This is a genomic window from Pseudomonas sp. SGAir0191 (assembly GCF_002812565.2).
Taxonomy (GTDB): Bacteria; Pseudomonadota; Gammaproteobacteria; order Pseudomonadales; family Pseudomonadaceae; genus Aquipseudomonas; species Aquipseudomonas parafulva_B.
Genome location: NZ_CP025035.2, coordinates 2,452,354 through 2,468,025, shown reverse-complemented (window position 1 = coordinate 2,468,025; position 15,672 = coordinate 2,452,354). Strand labels below are relative to the sequence as shown.

The window sequence follows — 15,672 nt, the reverse complement described above, 5'->3', positions numbered from 1 at the left end:
CAAGCGAGGACGACCATGAGCCATGATCAAGTTATCAAGCAGATGAAAGAGAACCTGGCACAGCTGGGCAGCGAGGTCCGCGAGGGCACGCAGCACCAGGCGCGCAGCATCTTTCTGTCGGCTGCTGCGGGCGCAGTGTTTGCCCTGGCGACGAGCTGGGTAGCGTTCAAGCTCTTTTCCTGATCATTTGGGGCCGCCACCGGCAGCCCCCGATAGCCTGCTCAATTTCTTGAGACCAATCCAGGCCTGCCTGGATTTCCACGTTCTGCTTTGCGAAACCGACTAGAGCCGCTCCGATATCTCTATCAAGTTGAGGTCCGGGTCGCGCACATAAATGGATCGGATAGGTCCTGTGGCGCCGGTACGTTGAACGGGGCCTTCAATGATTGGCCACTGTTGTGCTTTCAAATGGGCCACGACTTCCTCAAGGCTGATCGAGGCGATGAAGCAGAGGTCCAGTGCGCCCGGTACCGGCAAGTGAGCTTTGGGTTCGAATTCGTGGCCGCGCACGTGCACGTTGATCTTTTGCTCACCGAAGCGCATAGCCAAGCGCCCAGCACCGAAGTTTTCCAGCTTCATGCCCATGATGCGGGTGTAGAAATCCTTGCATGCCTCGACATCGATGGTTGTCAAAACGAGGTGATCAAGATGGTCGATCATTTCTCTGCCTCTCTAGGTGAGCAGTTGGGGTCCGATGAGCTTTTCGTCCTGACCACCGAGCGAAACAGAGCGCTCCCTGACAGCAGTGCTAGCCAGGCAAGCTCAAGTGCAGCAAGGGGAAGGGGCGACCCTCGCCATCCAGAGGGGAGCGGCCTGTTTGGATAAAACCATAATGCAGATAGAACCCAACCGCTTCCGGATTTTGCTCATTCACATCAACACTCATTTGACCGCGCGAACTGCGGGCATGATCCAATAGCGCGCGGCCGATGCCTTCACCTCGCCGATCGGGTTCGATAAACAGCATTTCTACGTGGCTTTCATTAAGCCCGATGAACCCAAGCGGACCGTCCTTGGGCTCTTCCGCGATCCATAATTCGACAGCGGGCAGGTAGACATCGCGCACTTGAACAAGCAATGCCTCAATATCGGTTTCCTGCAGGAAATGGTGGGTAGCGCGCACAGCGCGCAGCCAAATGTCCAACAGTAGCGGATGATCGGCATTGGTAGCCTGGCGAATGATCATGGCATCATCCTTAACGGGTAATGGTTGTAAAAGGGGCGCGGTAGGAGTGATAGGAAGCCTACGCGCCATCAGTATCGTGGCCGAGCGTGCAGTGCCTTGAGCGCGGATTTGACGCGGCCGATTGTAATGCATGGCTCATCAACTTTATTAGACCTGGCGTGACCTGATGAAAAACCCACAATGGCTGCTTATGGCAACTGTCATGCTGTCGAGCTGTACTGCGCCACCTGTAAGGCCGGTGATGGGGGAGGCTCAGTACAAGGGCTTTGCGCTGTCATCCATTACCGGGGAGCAGTGCGCGATCACCGGACTGCTGGATGTCGACCTGGCTGCTGCCAATAGTGTGATGCTTGAAGAGCATGCGGCAGCATTTCAGTATGACCCCGCAAGGATGGAGATTGAGCGCCGGCAAGCGGCTATCGACATCAAGCATGGGGATGGCGTATCGAAGCCTGCCTGTAACGCGCTTGCTTATGAGGTATTGAGAACACTGGCGGTGCGTAGGATCGAAGATCAGTCAGCGCTGCAGCACAGGCGTATGGCCTTGCAGGAAATGAAGCAGGCGGGCGGTGCTGTTCCCTGACCTGCCTATAAACGGGACACGCATGCAGAAGCGTTTTCAGAGATGGTTTACACCAGCACGCAAGCGATGGGCTGGGGCAGCATTGATCGTTATCGCGTTGGTCGCAATGGCAATGAGCCCCGCAAGCAGGTGGCCTTGGGTGCTGGCGACAGGTGTGATATGGCTGATCGCGACCTGGTTACCCAGACGATGACGGGTCGTCAGTCACAACTGCTGGAACTCGATGCGCTGTCGCCAGAATGGCTGTCACTCGATAGGTCGCTGTTGCTGACGTGATGGCCGTCATGGTGTCGTCCCGAACAGGTAATGGGCGCTGGCTCGTCGTTGTTCGTGAACGCAACGGAGCAGGCATGGCTGATCTGGCTGGAATCGGTTGAACGGTTGAGCCCAGCCTGCCCTGACTTATCTTTGCGCTTGAACAAGCGGGTGAAGACAGTAGCCATGACTAGTCCTTTTCAAAAAGCCTGTTGAGAAGTCCCTCTTGGTGCACATTGTCGTAGCACCCAGGTTGATTCGGTGGTGTAGCGTCGCAGGGGATGTTTCGTTGATCCCAGCGACTTCCATAGGGGCTGTTGAAGTAGTGATTGCATCCTGTAAGCAGGGTCGCCATCAGGGCGATTAGTAGACCTTTATTCATTGCAACCTCATCCACCAAGTGTCCCGGTCAGGACGGCGTTAGCAATAAGCAGGGCTCAGGTGAGTCGAATCAAATGGCTCCTTTCCAGTTCAACCAATACCGCGACCATCAGCCCTGTAAGCTGCGGTATTTGCCAACCAGTCAACCCGCGTCATCTGCCAGAGTTCAACGTCCATCAAGCCGCTTACAAACCATCCTTTCTGCAAGCCCACCAAGCGCATGCCCTCGAATTCTGATACTCGACGAGATGCGTGATTGGCCACCGCCTTGGGCACCTGCATGATCGGCCGCGCCAGTGTTTCGAACCAGTAGGCGGTGACGACTGCGCACGCCTCACGCATGTAACCGCGACCCCACCACTGCGGTGCCAGCCAGAAACCCCTGTTGTTTCCGGGCTGTTCGAACAGGCTAATGCTGCCCAGCCTGCAGCCAGGGTCATCACGCATGCGAATCATCCAATGCCATTCACAACCTGCCGCCATTCCCGGCAGCGCAATGTCGCGAACATAGGCCAGGGCGCCGTCGGCTGGGTAAGGCCATGGAACCCGACTATCCAGATAGCGCACTACCTCCCATTGGGGGAATTGCTCTTGGATGAAGGCAACGTCCTCCAAGCACAGACGCGTGAGCACCAGCCGATCAGTAAAAAGCGTGGGGTGAACATCCATGGAGTTGATACCTTTTGGTCCTTTAACGAGTAAGGCTATCGGCCTGAGTCTGACGCTCTGTGCTTATCAAAGTCAGGCTGATGCGTCCTTTAAGGCATATTAACCATTGACCCGCACAGCCAACAAAGCCCGTTCCTTGCTCAGCGGCTTGAGCAGGCCTGGCTGGTCTCCAATTTTCATGAACAGATAATGGTCTTCACGCTCGCCACGGAGGATGCGATAGACCTGGGCGGTTCTGTCCGTACTGGGCGAGGTCAATTTGTCGACCAGCAATGTGTACCTAGTGACCCCCAAGGTGCTCAAGGCATCTGCAAGTTCGGTATCGATCTTCGCTCGCCATTTCTTCATGACATGCCGGTGCGCCATGACCGTCAGGCTTATCGCCAACAGTGGCATCACCGCGGCCGCGAAGAAGGTAACTAACGTGTTCATGATTTATGCTCGCGGCAGATGTGCAGTGTGTCCAGGCATCGCTAATAGCTCCCGGTCGGCAAAGTCCAGCATTATGGCACTGACGTTTTCCGCTCGTCTGATCGATAAGGCTCGATGCCATATTTTGCTAGTAGCCCAAGCGGCGGGCAGCTAATGTCCCTCGTAGTGGCCATTAGACTAAAGTATTAGGAGGCGCGATGCGGATGCGCGGCAGTGTGTTCTGGTCCTGGGCTGACCCTACGTTGCACCACCGCGCGCACGAAGAGACGTTGATCGACAGAACGTCGATAAACGTTCAGGTTCGCTTGTCGCGAAACGGCCGGGTTCAATTGTTCATCGGTGTCTATGCCCCAGGCGGCATGCCTGTCTATGAGGAGGCGTTCGATGACCGCCCAAAGGAGTCCATGTCCCGGGCATTGGCCTGGGGCGTCATGAAGGCCCGTGAAGTGGCTTCGTGCAATTCCCTGGGTGTCCCCAAGCGTGATCATGGAACCTGATGGCTGCCGATACGTCTGAACTGCTGGGCGCGACCAATGCCTAACGCATCACACGTTGAGGAGCTTGAGCATGACTGATCAGCAGCATGAACCCAAGAAAGATGAGGTACCGGCTCACGCCACCGAGGAGGAAAAAGCGCGCCTCAAGGACAAGAACAAAGATGGGATACCGCCCGGCGTTGCCTGATAGTGCTCACTGGGCGTGAACTTCTGAATGCCATCGCTTATCTGACTTACGCGCCGGGTCGCCCGGCCGTGGACAGGCGTCTTTCAAGCGGATAGTTGCGTATGTTTTCAGAGGATTTCTACGGTATCTACCTTGTTGTGGAAGCGGTGGTGGCTTTCGTTGTATTGGCGATCGCCGCTCATTGGAGTCAGGGTACCTGATGTGCGAGGCGGCACGGGTCACCCCGTGCCGCGTGCCGCTGCATCTTTGGTGATTGCTCGCAGCCAATCACCGACTCAGCCCCTGATCACCTCCAGCCGTGCTCGGCCTGCTTCGGTAATCGCGTTTTCGCCTTCGTCACTGATGCGGTACCGCCCCGAAGGCATCTTGTGAATCGAGAATCGCACCAGTCCGCTGCGGGCAAGCGCTTGCCCGGCTTCATAACTCATTGCGCTTTCAAGATCGAATACCTTGATTTCACCAATTTTGAAACGTGAAAACGCGATGAGTGCTGAATCGATGACGTCTTGGCTGACGGAATGAACGTGTTCCATTTGACTTCCCAGTTCGTGAGTGGCCCGGTCCGTGGGCAATAGCAACGGACCCTGGCAGTTCGTCGAAAGCCGAACGCTACTACGCGCGGTACGGAACGTGTACTGGGTTTGCATCCACGCTGGATGCAAACCCAGCAGCAGTGACTGCGCTCTGAAAGTGACAGATGCCTTTACTCAAGAGGTCAACTGAACGCTCGAATAGCAGCCAGGCGGGTAGAGGCGTCATGGGTGCTTTGCTTTTGACGAACCCAACCGCAATACTTCGCTTATTCAATCGGAGGAAAGTGTGTGGAAACAAGAAGTGCTGTAGCTGAAATGTTCATTGGTATCCCAACACATTTCTGGATATTGCCTGTAGCAGGGCTGATCGCGTACTACGGCGTCAAATGGTCAGCCAAGCCTTCACCACGCGCGCAATGGATCAGAGGGGCAACCTACTTGCTGCTGATCGCCTTGGCCCTGATCCCGAATGCATTCTATGCGCTCATGCCGCCCACCCCCGGCCCTGAGCAGCTCATCGATAACCACCCAATGCCCAATTATGCCGGCCGCTTGTACTTGGACCTGTTCTACGTGTTCAGCGGGTGGGCTTTGAGCAAGGTGGTCAAGCTCAGGTTTCGTTGAAGCGATCTTCAGTACGTGGAGATCGAACACAATGCGTTACTTGTTAGGCACCGTAGGGCAAAGCGAGCTCTGCATCTTGGTTGCTACCTCGCGCAGGGCTTCGGTTACCTGTGCAAGGGCTTCAATGTGTGCGTCCACGTCGATCTGATCAGGATGGGCACCCCGCGCCTGTATGAAGCGCGCATGGCCATTTAAGGCTTTGCCAAGCGCTTCTAGATGATCTGCGGTTTTGACCAAGTCCGATTTGATGCAATCGAGTGATTCCATGAACACGTTGACTCGCTGAGAGATGCGTCAACGTTAGCATGTTCGCGTCCGCTGCGCCTGGCGACGCTTGCGGCAACGGCGCATGACGATAAAGCGCCTAGAACCACTCTTTCTCCACCTGGCCAAGCCCCCCATCAGGACGGTGCCTGTTCTCCGGATTGGACCATCAGCACCGACCCTTGAACGTCCGTGCCCAGTAAGGCAGGGCTGCCATCAGCACGGGCTTCTGCAAGCGCTGTATCTGGGGTGCGAAAGATTTGGTGACGCTGCTCGGGGCTCACGAGGGTCACCGGCTTATCGTTCTGGTAAAACAACCGCGTTTGTTTAGACGGCTCATTCATAGGGGCGGCATCCTTGGGTTAGGCGTTCATGTGCCGGGATTGGCCTGATAACATTGCCAGCCACTGCCTGCCCATGCTACTGGCAGAACTGTCAGGCGACAGCGTGTGCGGCGCCGGCTACTCTATCAGGCGTTCCGGATTGAAGAAGAAAGACGCGATCAGAACCGCAGCGATAACCCCGCTGGCATCAGCCAGGAACAACGATAATGAGTGACTGTTGCCCACTGTTGCGCCTAGCCCTGTAGCAAAATTCACCCCGTGTGGGAACGCAGCGACCATCAGTAGCACGCTGGCCAGCAGACAAGCGAGCAGCTTCATGTACAGCCTGCCGAACGCCAGCCCATAGGTCCAGAACACCAGCATGCACACCATGGCCAGACCAGTCGATGTTGCAAACTGTGCAAGTACTTCAAGCCACCACACCATGTAGGACTCCAACGAATAGCCAAATTAGATCAGTCAAGCAGTGCCCACATCATCGTGGCTGTGCAGGATTGATCATCAGAAACAACCCAGGCCGCATTCGTTCCGCAGGTAGTTCAAAACGGGCAACTGCGATGTTTCCAACATTCGACGATGGTCCATTCCTCGTTCCTGCTATCACTTGCTAAAATGCCCGCGACTGATCGAGGCCAAAGAAATGCCTAACTACCTTTATGTCGTGGCGGCGTTGTGCATAGCACTTGTGGGCTGCGCCTCACCTGGCAAGCCCACCGCCAGCAAACTCACATCCAAAACGCCCCAGCAATATGCAGCGTGTGTCATGCCGCAGTGGCAGGCACTGGCACCCAATTCAACGCAGAAATCCATACCCCATGGCGTACGCATGACAGCGCCAAGTGCGGTGACTACCGATGATGTGTTGGAGGTGATCGAATCGGGCGAGGGTAGCCGTGCAACGTTCTACAAAGGCAGCTTTCTGTCAGGCGACAAGCTGAGGGTGGCGGCACGCGAATGCCTTGATTGACACCTGCGGTGGGCGGGTTTGCCTATGTAGGTGATTGCAGGAAAAAGGGCGGTCCTTCGCCTATCGAACAGTGTGGTGGTTTCGCTCGCCGTTCATTGGAGCAGTGCAGGCTTGCGTGCGGTTTTGCGGCGTACTACATTGCATACCCAGCGCTTGCCGCACCGGTAAGGCGCGCGGATGAACGTCAGGTCAGCGATCAACCTGGCCCCTTGTGCTTTCAGGGCTTGTGCGAGTTGTGCGAGCGTCTCAGCTTCGATAGTCATGATTCACCTCGTCAGTTTCTTGCAGCGTTCACAAGTGTTGACCGGTGCTAATTCGCAGTAATTCAGTTCCATTACGGTTAGTCGCTTTGTCATAAGCACCCCGTCGCAAGCTGCCCTTTTAATCCCGAGTCGCGATATGCCCAGCTTGTACACCCTCATGCCATCGCCAGTGGGCACGCTGACCCTCGTATCTCAGGATCAAAGGCTGATCGCCGTGCTGTGGGAGCAGGAACGAGAGAACCGGGTACGCCTTGGCCCGCTGCAGCGTGACGACCGCTGCCCTGTTCTGATCGAAACCGCACATCAACTGAGCGAATACTTTGCCGGTAAACGTCAACGTTTCGATCTGGCCTTGGCATTCACTGGAACGGCGTTCCAGCGTCAGGTGTGGGACGCGCTGCTGAGCATCCCCTTCGGTGAAACCCGCACGTACGGTCAGATCGCCCAGCAAATCGGCAACCCCAGTGCCGTGCGGGCGGTGGGGGCTGCCAATGGGCGCAATCCGATTTCGATCATCGCACCCTGTCATCGCGTGATAGGGGCTAGCGGCGGGCTTACCGGCTTTGCCGGTGGGCTGGCAGCCAAGCAGTTGCTACTGGCCCTCGAAGGCCGGCAAACGTTGCCATTGGATTTGCAGCTTCAGCCTAGCCAGTAGACGCCAGCGCACGACGTCGCCGTCAGGACCGTACCTACCATGAGCGAGTACTCCCAGCGCACCCGGCGCAACCGTTGCTCAACGGCGCGCAGGTATTGACCTGGGGTCGGGGCATTGGTGCGATGGCGCATGCCCTCGGCGATGTCAGCCACCTGGCCATGGAGTAGCAATCCGACCACGTAGTAGCTTAGCCCGTAGCTCGCCAGGGCCATTACCAGATAGATCACGCTGGCGCGACCAGCGGCATGATGCTGGCAGTGTCAGCCTCGGTGTCCAGTAGCAGCATGCCTTCGCTGTGAGGGTCCAGGCAACCCAGCAGGCGGCCCTCACTGTCCCATGCCGCAGAACCACCGGCCGCCACAAAATGGTCAGCAGGTCCAACGCAGTTGGCCATCAGCACGATCAAGCCCAGTTCTCGCGCCACCTGCGGATAATGCGCGTGTCCTTGCCCTACGCCTTTTGCCGTCTTGGCCACACTGACCAGATAGATGTCTGCCCCTCGTTCTTTGGCCGATGCAGCGTGGGCCATGAACATGGATTCATAGCAGATGGCCGGCGCGATTCGGTGCTGCGCCGCCTGGATCAGCGAAGTGCTCGCCCCAGCGTTGAAGTAGGGCAGCTCATCTTCGTGCAGGCGCTGTTTCGCATAGGCTTGGCGCGGGGCGCTTGGGGTAAAGATCGGCATGCCGATCTGGATGCCGTTCGGGGTTGGCAATGGTAATCCCGCCGCAACGATGATGCCCAGGCGGTCACTTGCCGCTTGCAGCGGGTCCAGATGTGGGGAGTCCAAGGGCAGCGCAGCCTGACGGGCAATGCTGGGTTCGTAACCGGTCAACGACAATTCGGGAAAGACGATCACGGCAGCGCCCACGTTCGCGGCCTGTTCGATGCAGGCCAGATGACGCCTGACGTTAGCAGCCACATCGCCCTTGAGTGGACCCAGTTGCGCAGCGCACAGCTTCATGACACTTCCTTCCCTGGTACGTGATCGCCGAGCATACTCCCGACCCGACGCTTGTGCCATGCTGTCCAGGCAAGGGCCTAGCGTCTTTGCCTACTTGCAAAGGAATCAGATCATGCAGCGTTTCCGGGTGGTTGGCGCCAATGTTCTGGGTCGAGACCTGGCTGTGGGAGATATACATGGCCATTTCGACCGGTTGCAGCAAAGCCTGGACGCCGTGGGTTTCAACACGGACAAGGATCGGCTGTTCAGCGTCGGCGACCTGGTTGATCGCGGCCCCTCGAGCCGGGCGGCCCTGCGCTGGCTGGAGCAGCCATGGTTTTACGCGGTCCAGGGCAACCACGAGTCGCTGGCGATCAACCTGGTACGGGGCGGCCGGCTGGACCTGGCCATGTACCGTGCGGCTGGGGGTGGGTGGTTCATCGATTCAACGGCCGCTGAGCAACTGCGCATTGTCGAACGTTTTGAACAGATGCCGATCGCTTTACAGGTCGAGTCGGCAAGCGGCCCGGTGGGCCTGTTGCATGCCGATTGCCCGTTCGATGACTGGTCGACCCTGCGTACCTGGCTCGAACTGGACGATGACCCAGACGTGCTTGAAACCTGCCTGTGGTCTAGGCGGCGTTTGAAGCAGGGCGATATCACGCCCGTAAATGGGCTGCGTGCCCTGCTGGTCGGTCATACCACCGTCCAGTCTGTCAGGCAGCTGGGCAATGTGTGGCATCTGGATACCGGGGGATGGACCAGTGGGCATTTCAGTCTGATGGACCTGCGTACGCTGACGCTGGTCAACGCCACGCCAGCGTGATCAGCAAACCCACGCCGAGCAGCAGCAACACGAGGCCCGATAGCCGTTCGAGCAAGGGCAGGGCACTGCTGAATCGCCGCAGCACCCATGGGTGGCCTATGCCGACGGCGACCAGCAAGTCCCAGGCAAGCACCGCGCAGAACATCCAGATTCCGTACGACACCTTCCACACCGTGGAACTGCCCGCTACCAGGCTGGCCAGGCTTGCATAAAACAAGGCATTTTTGGGATTGAGCAGGCCTGACAGCAGGCCCATCTGCAGGTTGCGCCGCCACGTGGGTGCGCTGCTGCCCGAAGTCGGGGAGATGCTGGAACTGCCGGCATGACGCACAAAGGCAATACCCAGATAGATCAGGTAAACCGCACCGCCTAGTTGCAACAGGTCGAACAGCGCGCTTCCTTCTTGCAGTATGGACACACCGGTGAAGGCCAGCACGATGAACGCCCCGTTGCCCAGGGCAATGCCCAGGCATGCACCGCTGGCCACGCGCCAGCCGCTGGCAATGGCAGTTCGGGCAATCAGGAAGAAATCCGGCCCTGGCGACAACAGCGCCAGGAAGTGGGCGAGGGCAATCAGGATAAACGCTTGCATGGTCGCAGGTTACTCGGCGCTTGAGGTCAGTTGCCCGAGTGTGCGGGTGCATGCACCCCGCGTATTGAACAATATTGCAGGTGATGACCGCGCAGCCTCACTTCGTGGTCTGGCCCTTGAGGTATAGCCCGGGTGTGATCCCGACATGCGCCTTGAATACCCGCTGGAAATGACTTTGATCAGCGAATCCCAGGTCGTGGGCGACTTGCACCAATCGGTGACCCTGCCGGAGCAGTCGACGACTCTGGTTGATCCTGGCGTTGAGCACGTAGGCGTGCGGAGTCAGACCTGTGGCAGCGCGGAACGCGCGAATCAGTTGATAACGGCCAAGGCCGGCCTCACGGGCAAGTGACTCCACGGTCAGGCGAGCCGGGTCCTGGTCGCGCAGGCCCGTCAGCAAGCCCTGCAGCGCCGGGGCTTGAAGGGCGGGTGCTGCGGCCAAGGGCGAGAAGGTGTCGAAATCCATGTCGCACAGAAAAGCGATCAACTCGGCCTCCTTGTGCACCGGGGTCGCCTCGGAAAACAGCACGGCATTCAGTTGGCAGAACCGGCGGTACGCCTCGGCATCCCGGCTGACACGCGCCGGTTGCTCAGGGGCGCCGCAGGGCAGGCCGGACTCAGTGCGCAACTCGGCCAGCCAGCTCGCATCCACATGCACCATCTGGTAGCTCCAGGGCTGATCTGCCTCGGGGTTGCAGGCATGGACCCGGTGCGCGGGGACCGCCACCAGCGTACCGGGGGTGAGCCGCTCGGTACTGCAGCCTGCACCCGTGAACAGGCTGGAACCTGCGTCCACGGCACCGATGGAGAATGTCGGATGGCTATGGGGCTTGTAGCAGGCTCGGCTGTTACAGGCGCGGCGGCTCTCGACCTGCGGCAAGCGCGGGTCTCGCCACAGGGTGGTAGTGGAATGGGGCATTGAAGGGTCCTTGTGATGACCGACAGCTTAAACAGACGCTGCTCGCCCGTACAGTTGTGGCACGTGGCTGTACCTTGACGCTGCGGCCCGGTACCTGCGATACAGCCCGTGAATTCAGAGGAGAGAGAGATGGACATTGCCAGCCTGATGCTTTTCATACCGGCCTGCTTTGCCCTGAACATGGCACCAGGCCCCAACAACCTGTTGTCGCTGCATAACGCCAGTTGCTATGGCTTGCGTACCGCGTGCCTTGCAGGGGTAGGGCGCCTGCTGGCCTTCAGCGGCATGATAGGCCTTGCGGCCATGGGCCTGGCCGTGGTCCTGCATACCAGCGAAACCCTGTTCCTGACGATAAAGGTGGTTGGGGCGGTGTATTTGTTCTACCTGGCGTGGCAACTGTGGCGTGCGCCAGTGGCGGCGGCTGTCGAGGCTGGGTACCCGCCATGCAGTAGTTGGCGTCTGGCGCGTCAGGAGTTCATGGTTGCAGCAGGCAATCCGAAAGCCATCTTGATATTCACGGCTTTTCTGCCTCAGTTCGTATCGGTCGCCAGCCCCGTGTCTGTAGGTCAACAGTTCCTGCTACTGGGTGCTCTGTTTCTGCTGCTGGAATGGGCAGCTATCGCGCTCTACGCCGCAGTCGGCGCTTATTTGTCGCGATGGTTCTCAAGGCCGCGGCCGCGTAAGTTGTTCAATCGCACCAGTGCCGCGTTGCTGGCAAGCGCTGGAGCAGGGCTGTTGGTCGTCCGGCGTTAAAGAAGGCCAGGGCGCGTATTATCCGCGCGCCCCTCTTGCGTGTCAGAACTGCCAGCGCACACCCAGGTTGACGCCGCTAGCCTCCTGTTCACGGCTGTCCAGGTGCGTCGTGTACTGAACCCCGCCGTGCACGCTCAATGATGTGTTGAGTTGCGCTGCAACACCTGCCTCGGCTTGCAGGGCGGTATAGCGGTAATCGGTCTTTACCTTGTCCGTGTTGTCGAACACCAGCGTGTCCCGCCCGCCGTCTCCATGCCACAGGTTCACTTGCGCGTAGGGCTGCAGCAGCCGGGTGCCGTTGGGCTTGAATGGCCCCTCGAGGCGTAGTCCAACGCGGCCAGTGAGCTCGACCTGCGCGTCATGATCGATGCGCGAAACACGATCGCTGGCGGTATCGAACCTGGTTTTCTGGGCGATGACCTGGGCCTGGGGCTCGACTGCCCAGTGCGATGACAAGGCTATGGGCACGCCGGCTTCCAGCGAAGCGGCCCAGGCGTCCCCGTCTAGGTCCAGCTTGTCGCCGCGGTCCGAGCGCGCCCGCCCATCCAGACGGGTGTATTGCAAAACGCCATCCACATAGCCACCGTCTGCACCTACCCAGCTCCAGTACGCACCTGCACTCTTGCCATCCAGGCGCAGCTCACCGACGCGGCGGTCCTCCTGTGCCAATGCAAAGCCCTTGACGCCGGCCGTCAAGCGAGACTGGCTCACGTACACCCCTGCGTGTTGACGGGCGCCGGTATCACTCACATGAGCGTACACGTCCTGACCAACCTTGAAGCCATACAGGTCGCCATCGAGGCTGGGGCTGACAGTACCGCTCCACTGTTGACGGAGCGCGCCGCCGTACGCTTGACCCCAAGCAGCAGGCAATGCGCCCTGACCCTCCAGCAGCTGCTGATCACCCTGACGCTGATGGAAAGTGCCCAGTGCCTGGCGCACCACGACAGCAGCCCCCCTGGGGGCGGCGGCGTAGACCGCGACCTCGGGACGATACAGCGGCAGGCTCGGGTGGCCTACGATCGGGGCGGGCAAGTCCAGTTGCCCTGGGGCCGGAGCGGCAACCGGCGGGGTGATCGCTGGCTGCGGAGCAGCCGGTTGCTCGGGATCCGGCTCGGCAGGCGCCTCGGGCTCAACCGGCGTGGCTACCACCGGTGGCGCTACCAGCGTCGAGCGCAGGTACCAGTTGTTCTCGCTGCCGGCGGTGACGCCGCCTTTGAACAATCGATAGTCGTAAGCGCCCGCTGAAAGGGTTTGCGTTTGCACGAAGGCGGTGGCCGTACTGGTGGCACCGTCGCGTGCCTCCACCACCTGAATACCGTTCTGGAGTGTCGGTGCGCCGGCTCCCCCCAGGTTGTTGACGATCAGGCCGGTCGTCCCCGTTATGGACCCGGCGCTGACCTCCAGGCGATCGGAGGGCGCATTGTCGCCGGCCAGTACGCTGTTCACGCGCATGAGACCGTTTTCGCCGACATAGTCGCCCTGGAGAGTAAGACGGCCCAGGGCATCGCCACCCTCGGTGAGGTTGAGCGTTCCGGCGTTGCTCACCGATGCCCGTTGCCCTGGACCAAACGCTCTGATCACGCCCTCGCTGGAGGCAAGCACGCTGTTGTTGTCTAGCGTGAGCCTGCCGGTTCCGGTGCCGGCGTCTCCAAGCACCAGGGTGTCGTTGAGCGCCAGCTGGCTGAGATTGGTCAACGCCACCGTCTCCCAATTGAGGTAGCTAGCACCGCCCACTGCGCGGCTATTATCGAACGTGAGCGCATCGTTGCCTTCGCCGCCATCGATCGTGATGATCAGCGTTTCCGGGTTGAGACCGGATAGCAGCGCAGTGTCATCGCCCGGCCCGGCATCGACTTTTCCGCCGATCGTCCCGCCATCCCATACGAAGCGATCGTTACCCGTGCTGAGCAACACATCCCCCCCGACACTGCCGCCATGAATCAAAACGCTGTCGTCGCCACCGCTGACACTGATATTGCCGCCAATAGTGCCGTCGAAGACTTCGATGTAATCGGTGTCGAACGCGGCGATGACGTTCCTGTCAACGCTGCCACCGCGCATGATGAAGGTATTCTTGTCCAGGCGCAGGTTGACGTTTCCGATCCGCCCGCCATCCATTTCGGCGTAGTCGCCGCTGTCGAAGGTGCCCTTGATCCAGCCGCCGGACATGTAGAAGGTGTCCAGTCCGTCACCTTGGTTGACGTTGCCCTCGATCACGCCGCCGCTCATGACGAAGTCATCGATGCCGCCGCCCTGATTGACGTTGCCGGCGATCGTGCCGGAGGCCATGTCGATACTGTCCCGGCCTGGACCGAAGGTGACATCGCCTTCGATGGCGCCGGTGCCATTCGCCGGAAACACCAGGCGGTTGTCGCCCTCGGCATCGACGAGCGAAGGCGATGACCCGCTGTCGCAGACATACGTGTCGTTACCGGCGCCCGGGGAAAATGTGCAAGCTGCCTGAGCCGGTGGCAGGGCTGCGCCCAGCAGACTCAGTGAGCCCACAATCAGTCGTACACGCATAGCAAAGCCTCCATTCGAAGCCAGCGCGCATCGTCGATTGCGCGGGTTCAGGCACTTTTTACAGAGGCAGGCTTGCGGGAGACAACTGGCAGAACTGCTAGGTGATGAGCATGAATCGGCTGTGTAGAGACTCAGTCGCGGTAGAACGTCTGCACCAGGTGATACCCGAACTTGCTCTTCACGGGCCCATGCACCACGCGCAGGGGCTTCTTGAAGATGACCTGGTCGATCGCACCGACCAGTTGCCCAGGTCGAATCTCCCCGAGGTCACCGCCACGTTTGCCCGAGGGGCAGAGGGAGAACTTCCTGGCGAGCACATCGAACGCCTCACCCTTGACGATGCGCTGCTTGAGCTTTTCGGCTTCGTCAGCAGTCTTGACCAGGATGTGGCGGGCTTGGGCTTTCATGATCTACCTGTGCATGCAGCGAGAGAAAGCAGGCATTATGCCCGACGCACCGCTAGCCGCGCGAATCGGCAGGGCTTATTGCGCCAGCCATCCACCGTCCATGTTCCAGGCTGCACCGCGTACCTGGCTGCCAGCCTCGCTGCACAGAAACAGCACGAGTTCGCCGAGGTGCTCAGGGGTTACGAACGCCTGCGAAGGCTGTTTTTCCGCGAGCAAGTCCCGCTGTGCCTGTTGGGGATCGATGCCGGTTGCTGCACGTGCGTCGATCTGCTGCTGCACCAGCGGCGTCAATACCCAGCCTGGGCACAGGGCATTGCAGGTCACGCCGCTCATGGCCGTTTCCAGCCCTACGACCTTCGTCAGGCCAATCACCCCATGCTTGGCGGCGACGTACGCGGCTTTGCCTGTGGAGCCGACTAGCCCATGAACCGAGGCGATGTTGATGATGCGCCCCCAGTTGCGGGCGCGCATGCCTGGCAACACCAGGCGAGTGCCGTGGAAGACCGCAGACAGGTTCAAGGCAATGATCTTGTCCCAGCTATCCACCGGGAAGTGCTCGACGGGTGCCACATGCTGGATTCCCGCATTGTTGACCAGGATGTCCACGGCACCGAATGCCTGTTCGGCAAAGGCCAGCAGGGCCTCGATTTGAGCAGCATCGGCAAGGTCAGCGGGGTGATGCCGCACCTGCACCCCTAACTGCTCAAGGCTGGCGATGGCCGGTGAAGGATCACCAAAGCCGTTGAGCACGATGCTGGCCCCCGCTCGCGCCAGCACATGGGCAATGCCCAGGCCAATGCCGCTGGTGGAACCTGTGATCACTGCTGTCTTGCCTTTGAGGGTCATGCAAAGCTCCCTAGCAGCGC

The 15,672-nt window shown here is 59.4% G+C and carries 24 protein-coding genes; 9 read left to right on the top strand and 15 right to left on the bottom strand.

The window, feature by feature from the left end; all coding sequences use genetic code 11:
• Positions 1-15: 15 nt before the first annotated feature.
• Positions 16-183 carry a hypothetical protein gene (locus CWR53_RS22985; RefSeq protein ID WP_165919287.1) on the top strand — a complete coding sequence of 56 codons (168 nt, stop codon included), beginning with the start codon at positions 16-18 and terminating at the stop codon, positions 181-183.
• Between the two features lie 99 nt (positions 184-282).
• Here CWR53_RS22985 and CWR53_RS11050 read toward each other — a convergent pair whose 3' ends face one another.
• On the bottom strand, positions 283-660 hold the full coding sequence (locus CWR53_RS11050) for a VOC family protein (RefSeq protein WP_058604129.1): 378 nt from the start codon (positions 658-660) through the stop codon (positions 283-285).
• Positions 661-748: 88 nt separating this feature from the next.
• Positions 749-1,186 carry an acetyltransferase gene (locus CWR53_RS11045; protein ID WP_058604130.1) on the bottom strand — a complete coding sequence of 146 codons (438 nt, stop codon included), beginning with the start codon at positions 1,184-1,186 and terminating at the stop codon, positions 749-751.
• A gap of 166 nt (positions 1,187-1,352) precedes the next feature.
• Here CWR53_RS11045 and CWR53_RS11040 point away from each other — a divergent pair, with 166 nt between their 5' ends.
• Positions 1,353-1,769, top strand: coding sequence for a hypothetical protein (locus tag CWR53_RS11040; protein ID WP_058604131.1), 417 nt, complete (start codon positions 1,353-1,355; stop codon positions 1,767-1,769).
• 42 nt (positions 1,770-1,811) lie between these two features.
• Positions 1,812-2,045 (top strand): hypothetical protein, encoded by a 234-nt coding sequence (locus CWR53_RS22980; protein ID WP_058604132.1) that lies wholly within the window; start codon positions 1,812-1,814, stop codon positions 2,043-2,045.
• 450 nt (positions 2,046-2,495) lie between these two features.
• Here CWR53_RS22980 and CWR53_RS11035 read toward each other — a convergent pair whose 3' ends face one another.
• On the bottom strand, positions 2,496-3,074 hold the full coding sequence (locus CWR53_RS11035) for a GNAT family N-acetyltransferase (RefSeq protein ID WP_058604133.1): 579 nt from the start codon (positions 3,072-3,074) through the stop codon (positions 2,496-2,498).
• 99 nt (positions 3,075-3,173) lie between these two features.
• On the bottom strand, positions 3,174-3,506 hold the full coding sequence (locus CWR53_RS11030; protein WP_058604134.1) for a hypothetical protein: 333 nt from the start codon (positions 3,504-3,506) through the stop codon (positions 3,174-3,176).
• Between the two features lie 197 nt (positions 3,507-3,703).
• Between CWR53_RS11030 and CWR53_RS11025 the strand changes: the two genes are divergently transcribed.
• Complete coding sequence (locus CWR53_RS11025) at positions 3,704-4,003, top strand: hypothetical protein (protein WP_058604135.1); 300 nt, start codon at positions 3,704-3,706, stop codon at positions 4,001-4,003.
• Positions 4,004-4,465: 462 nt separating this feature from the next.
• On the opposite strand, the gene CWR53_RS11020 is transcribed toward CWR53_RS11025, so the two are convergent.
• Positions 4,466-4,723, bottom strand: a complete 258-nt coding sequence (locus CWR53_RS11020) for a hypothetical protein (protein ID WP_058604136.1) — start codon at positions 4,721-4,723, stop codon at positions 4,466-4,468.
• Positions 4,724-5,038: 315 nt separating this feature from the next.
• Between CWR53_RS11020 and CWR53_RS11015 the strand changes: the two genes are divergently transcribed.
• Positions 5,039-5,347, top strand: a complete 309-nt coding sequence (locus tag CWR53_RS11015; RefSeq protein ID WP_100851515.1) for a hypothetical protein — start codon at positions 5,039-5,041, stop codon at positions 5,345-5,347.
• Positions 5,348-5,383: 36 nt separating this feature from the next.
• Here the strand turns inward: CWR53_RS11015 and CWR53_RS11010 are convergent, their stop codons facing one another.
• Both CWR53_RS11010 and CWR53_RS11000 read right to left on the bottom strand, forming a co-directional pair.
• On the bottom strand, positions 5,384-5,614 hold the full coding sequence (locus CWR53_RS11010) for a hypothetical protein (RefSeq protein ID WP_058604138.1): 231 nt from the start codon (positions 5,612-5,614) through the stop codon (positions 5,384-5,386).
• Positions 5,615-6,072: 458 nt separating this feature from the next.
• Positions 6,073-6,381, bottom strand: a complete 309-nt coding sequence (locus CWR53_RS11000) for a hypothetical protein (RefSeq protein WP_100851513.1) — start codon at positions 6,379-6,381, stop codon at positions 6,073-6,075.
• Positions 6,382-6,595: 214 nt separating this feature from the next.
• On the opposite strand from CWR53_RS11000, the gene CWR53_RS10995 reads away from it, so the two are divergent.
• The gene (locus CWR53_RS10995; RefSeq protein ID WP_058604141.1) at positions 6,596-6,922 is read left to right on the top strand and encodes a hypothetical protein; all 327 of its coding nucleotides are present in this window, start codon (positions 6,596-6,598) and stop codon (positions 6,920-6,922) included.
• Between the two features lie 92 nt (positions 6,923-7,014).
• On the opposite strand, the gene CWR53_RS22975 is transcribed toward CWR53_RS10995, so the two are convergent.
• On the bottom strand, positions 7,015-7,185 hold the full coding sequence (locus tag CWR53_RS22975) for a hypothetical protein (protein WP_023533860.1): 171 nt from the start codon (positions 7,183-7,185) through the stop codon (positions 7,015-7,017).
• Positions 7,186-7,321: 136 nt separating this feature from the next.
• On the opposite strand from CWR53_RS22975, the gene CWR53_RS10990 reads away from it, so the two are divergent.
• On the top strand, positions 7,322-7,840 hold the full coding sequence (locus CWR53_RS10990) for a methylated-DNA--[protein]-cysteine S-methyltransferase (protein ID WP_058604142.1): 519 nt from the start codon (positions 7,322-7,324) through the stop codon (positions 7,838-7,840).
• Here the strand turns inward: CWR53_RS10990 and CWR53_RS10985 are convergent.
• Together CWR53_RS10985 and CWR53_RS10980 are read right to left on the bottom strand one after the other, a co-directional pair.
• Positions 7,825-8,067, bottom strand: a complete 243-nt coding sequence (locus CWR53_RS10985) for a hypothetical protein (RefSeq protein WP_100851512.1) — start codon at positions 8,065-8,067, stop codon at positions 7,825-7,827. The genes CWR53_RS10990 and CWR53_RS10985 overlap by 16 nt on opposite strands.
• Complete coding sequence (locus CWR53_RS10980; RefSeq protein ID WP_100851511.1) at positions 8,064-8,804, bottom strand: carbon-nitrogen hydrolase family protein; 741 nt, start codon at positions 8,802-8,804, stop codon at positions 8,064-8,066. The genes CWR53_RS10985 and CWR53_RS10980 overlap by 4 nt, the downstream gene beginning before the upstream one ends.
• 112 nt (positions 8,805-8,916) lie before the next feature.
• Here CWR53_RS10980 and CWR53_RS10975 point away from each other — a divergent pair, with 112 nt between their 5' ends.
• Entirely contained in the window at positions 8,917-9,609 is a 693-nt protein-coding gene (locus tag CWR53_RS10975) for a metallophosphoesterase (RefSeq protein WP_100851510.1), read from the top strand.
• Here CWR53_RS10975 and CWR53_RS10970 read toward each other — a convergent pair.
• On the bottom strand, positions 9,590-10,201 hold the full coding sequence (locus CWR53_RS10970) for a LysE family translocator (protein WP_100851509.1): 612 nt from the start codon (positions 10,199-10,201) through the stop codon (positions 9,590-9,592). The two genes, CWR53_RS10975 and CWR53_RS10970, sit on opposite strands and share 20 nt — an antisense overlap.
• Positions 10,202-10,298: 97 nt before the next feature.
• Positions 10,299-11,120, bottom strand: coding sequence for an AraC family transcriptional regulator (locus CWR53_RS10965; RefSeq protein ID WP_100851508.1), 822 nt, complete (start codon positions 11,118-11,120; stop codon positions 10,299-10,301).
• Between the two features lie 129 nt (positions 11,121-11,249).
• On the opposite strand from CWR53_RS10965, the gene CWR53_RS10960 reads away from it, so the two are divergent.
• On the top strand, positions 11,250-11,873 hold the full coding sequence (locus CWR53_RS10960) for a LysE family translocator (RefSeq protein ID WP_100851507.1): 624 nt from the start codon (positions 11,250-11,252) through the stop codon (positions 11,871-11,873).
• A gap of 42 nt (positions 11,874-11,915) precedes the next feature.
• Here the strand turns inward: CWR53_RS10960 and CWR53_RS10955 are convergent, their stop codons facing one another.
• From CWR53_RS10955 to hbdH, 3 genes are all read right to left on the bottom strand, one after another.
• A complete protein-coding gene (locus CWR53_RS10955) occupies positions 11,916-14,399 on the bottom strand; it encodes an autotransporter outer membrane beta-barrel domain-containing protein (RefSeq protein ID WP_100851506.1) in 2,484 nt (827 codons plus the stop codon).
• 131 nt (positions 14,400-14,530) lie between these two features.
• Positions 14,531-14,806 (bottom strand): peptidylprolyl isomerase, encoded by a 276-nt coding sequence (locus CWR53_RS10950; RefSeq protein WP_058604150.1) that lies wholly within the window; start codon positions 14,804-14,806, stop codon positions 14,531-14,533.
• Positions 14,807-14,881: 75 nt separating this feature from the next.
• Positions 14,882-15,652 (bottom strand): 3-hydroxybutyrate dehydrogenase, encoded by a 771-nt coding sequence (gene hbdH, locus CWR53_RS10945; protein WP_100851505.1) that lies wholly within the window; start codon positions 15,650-15,652, stop codon positions 14,882-14,884.
• Positions 15,653-15,672 lie beyond the last annotated feature (20 nt).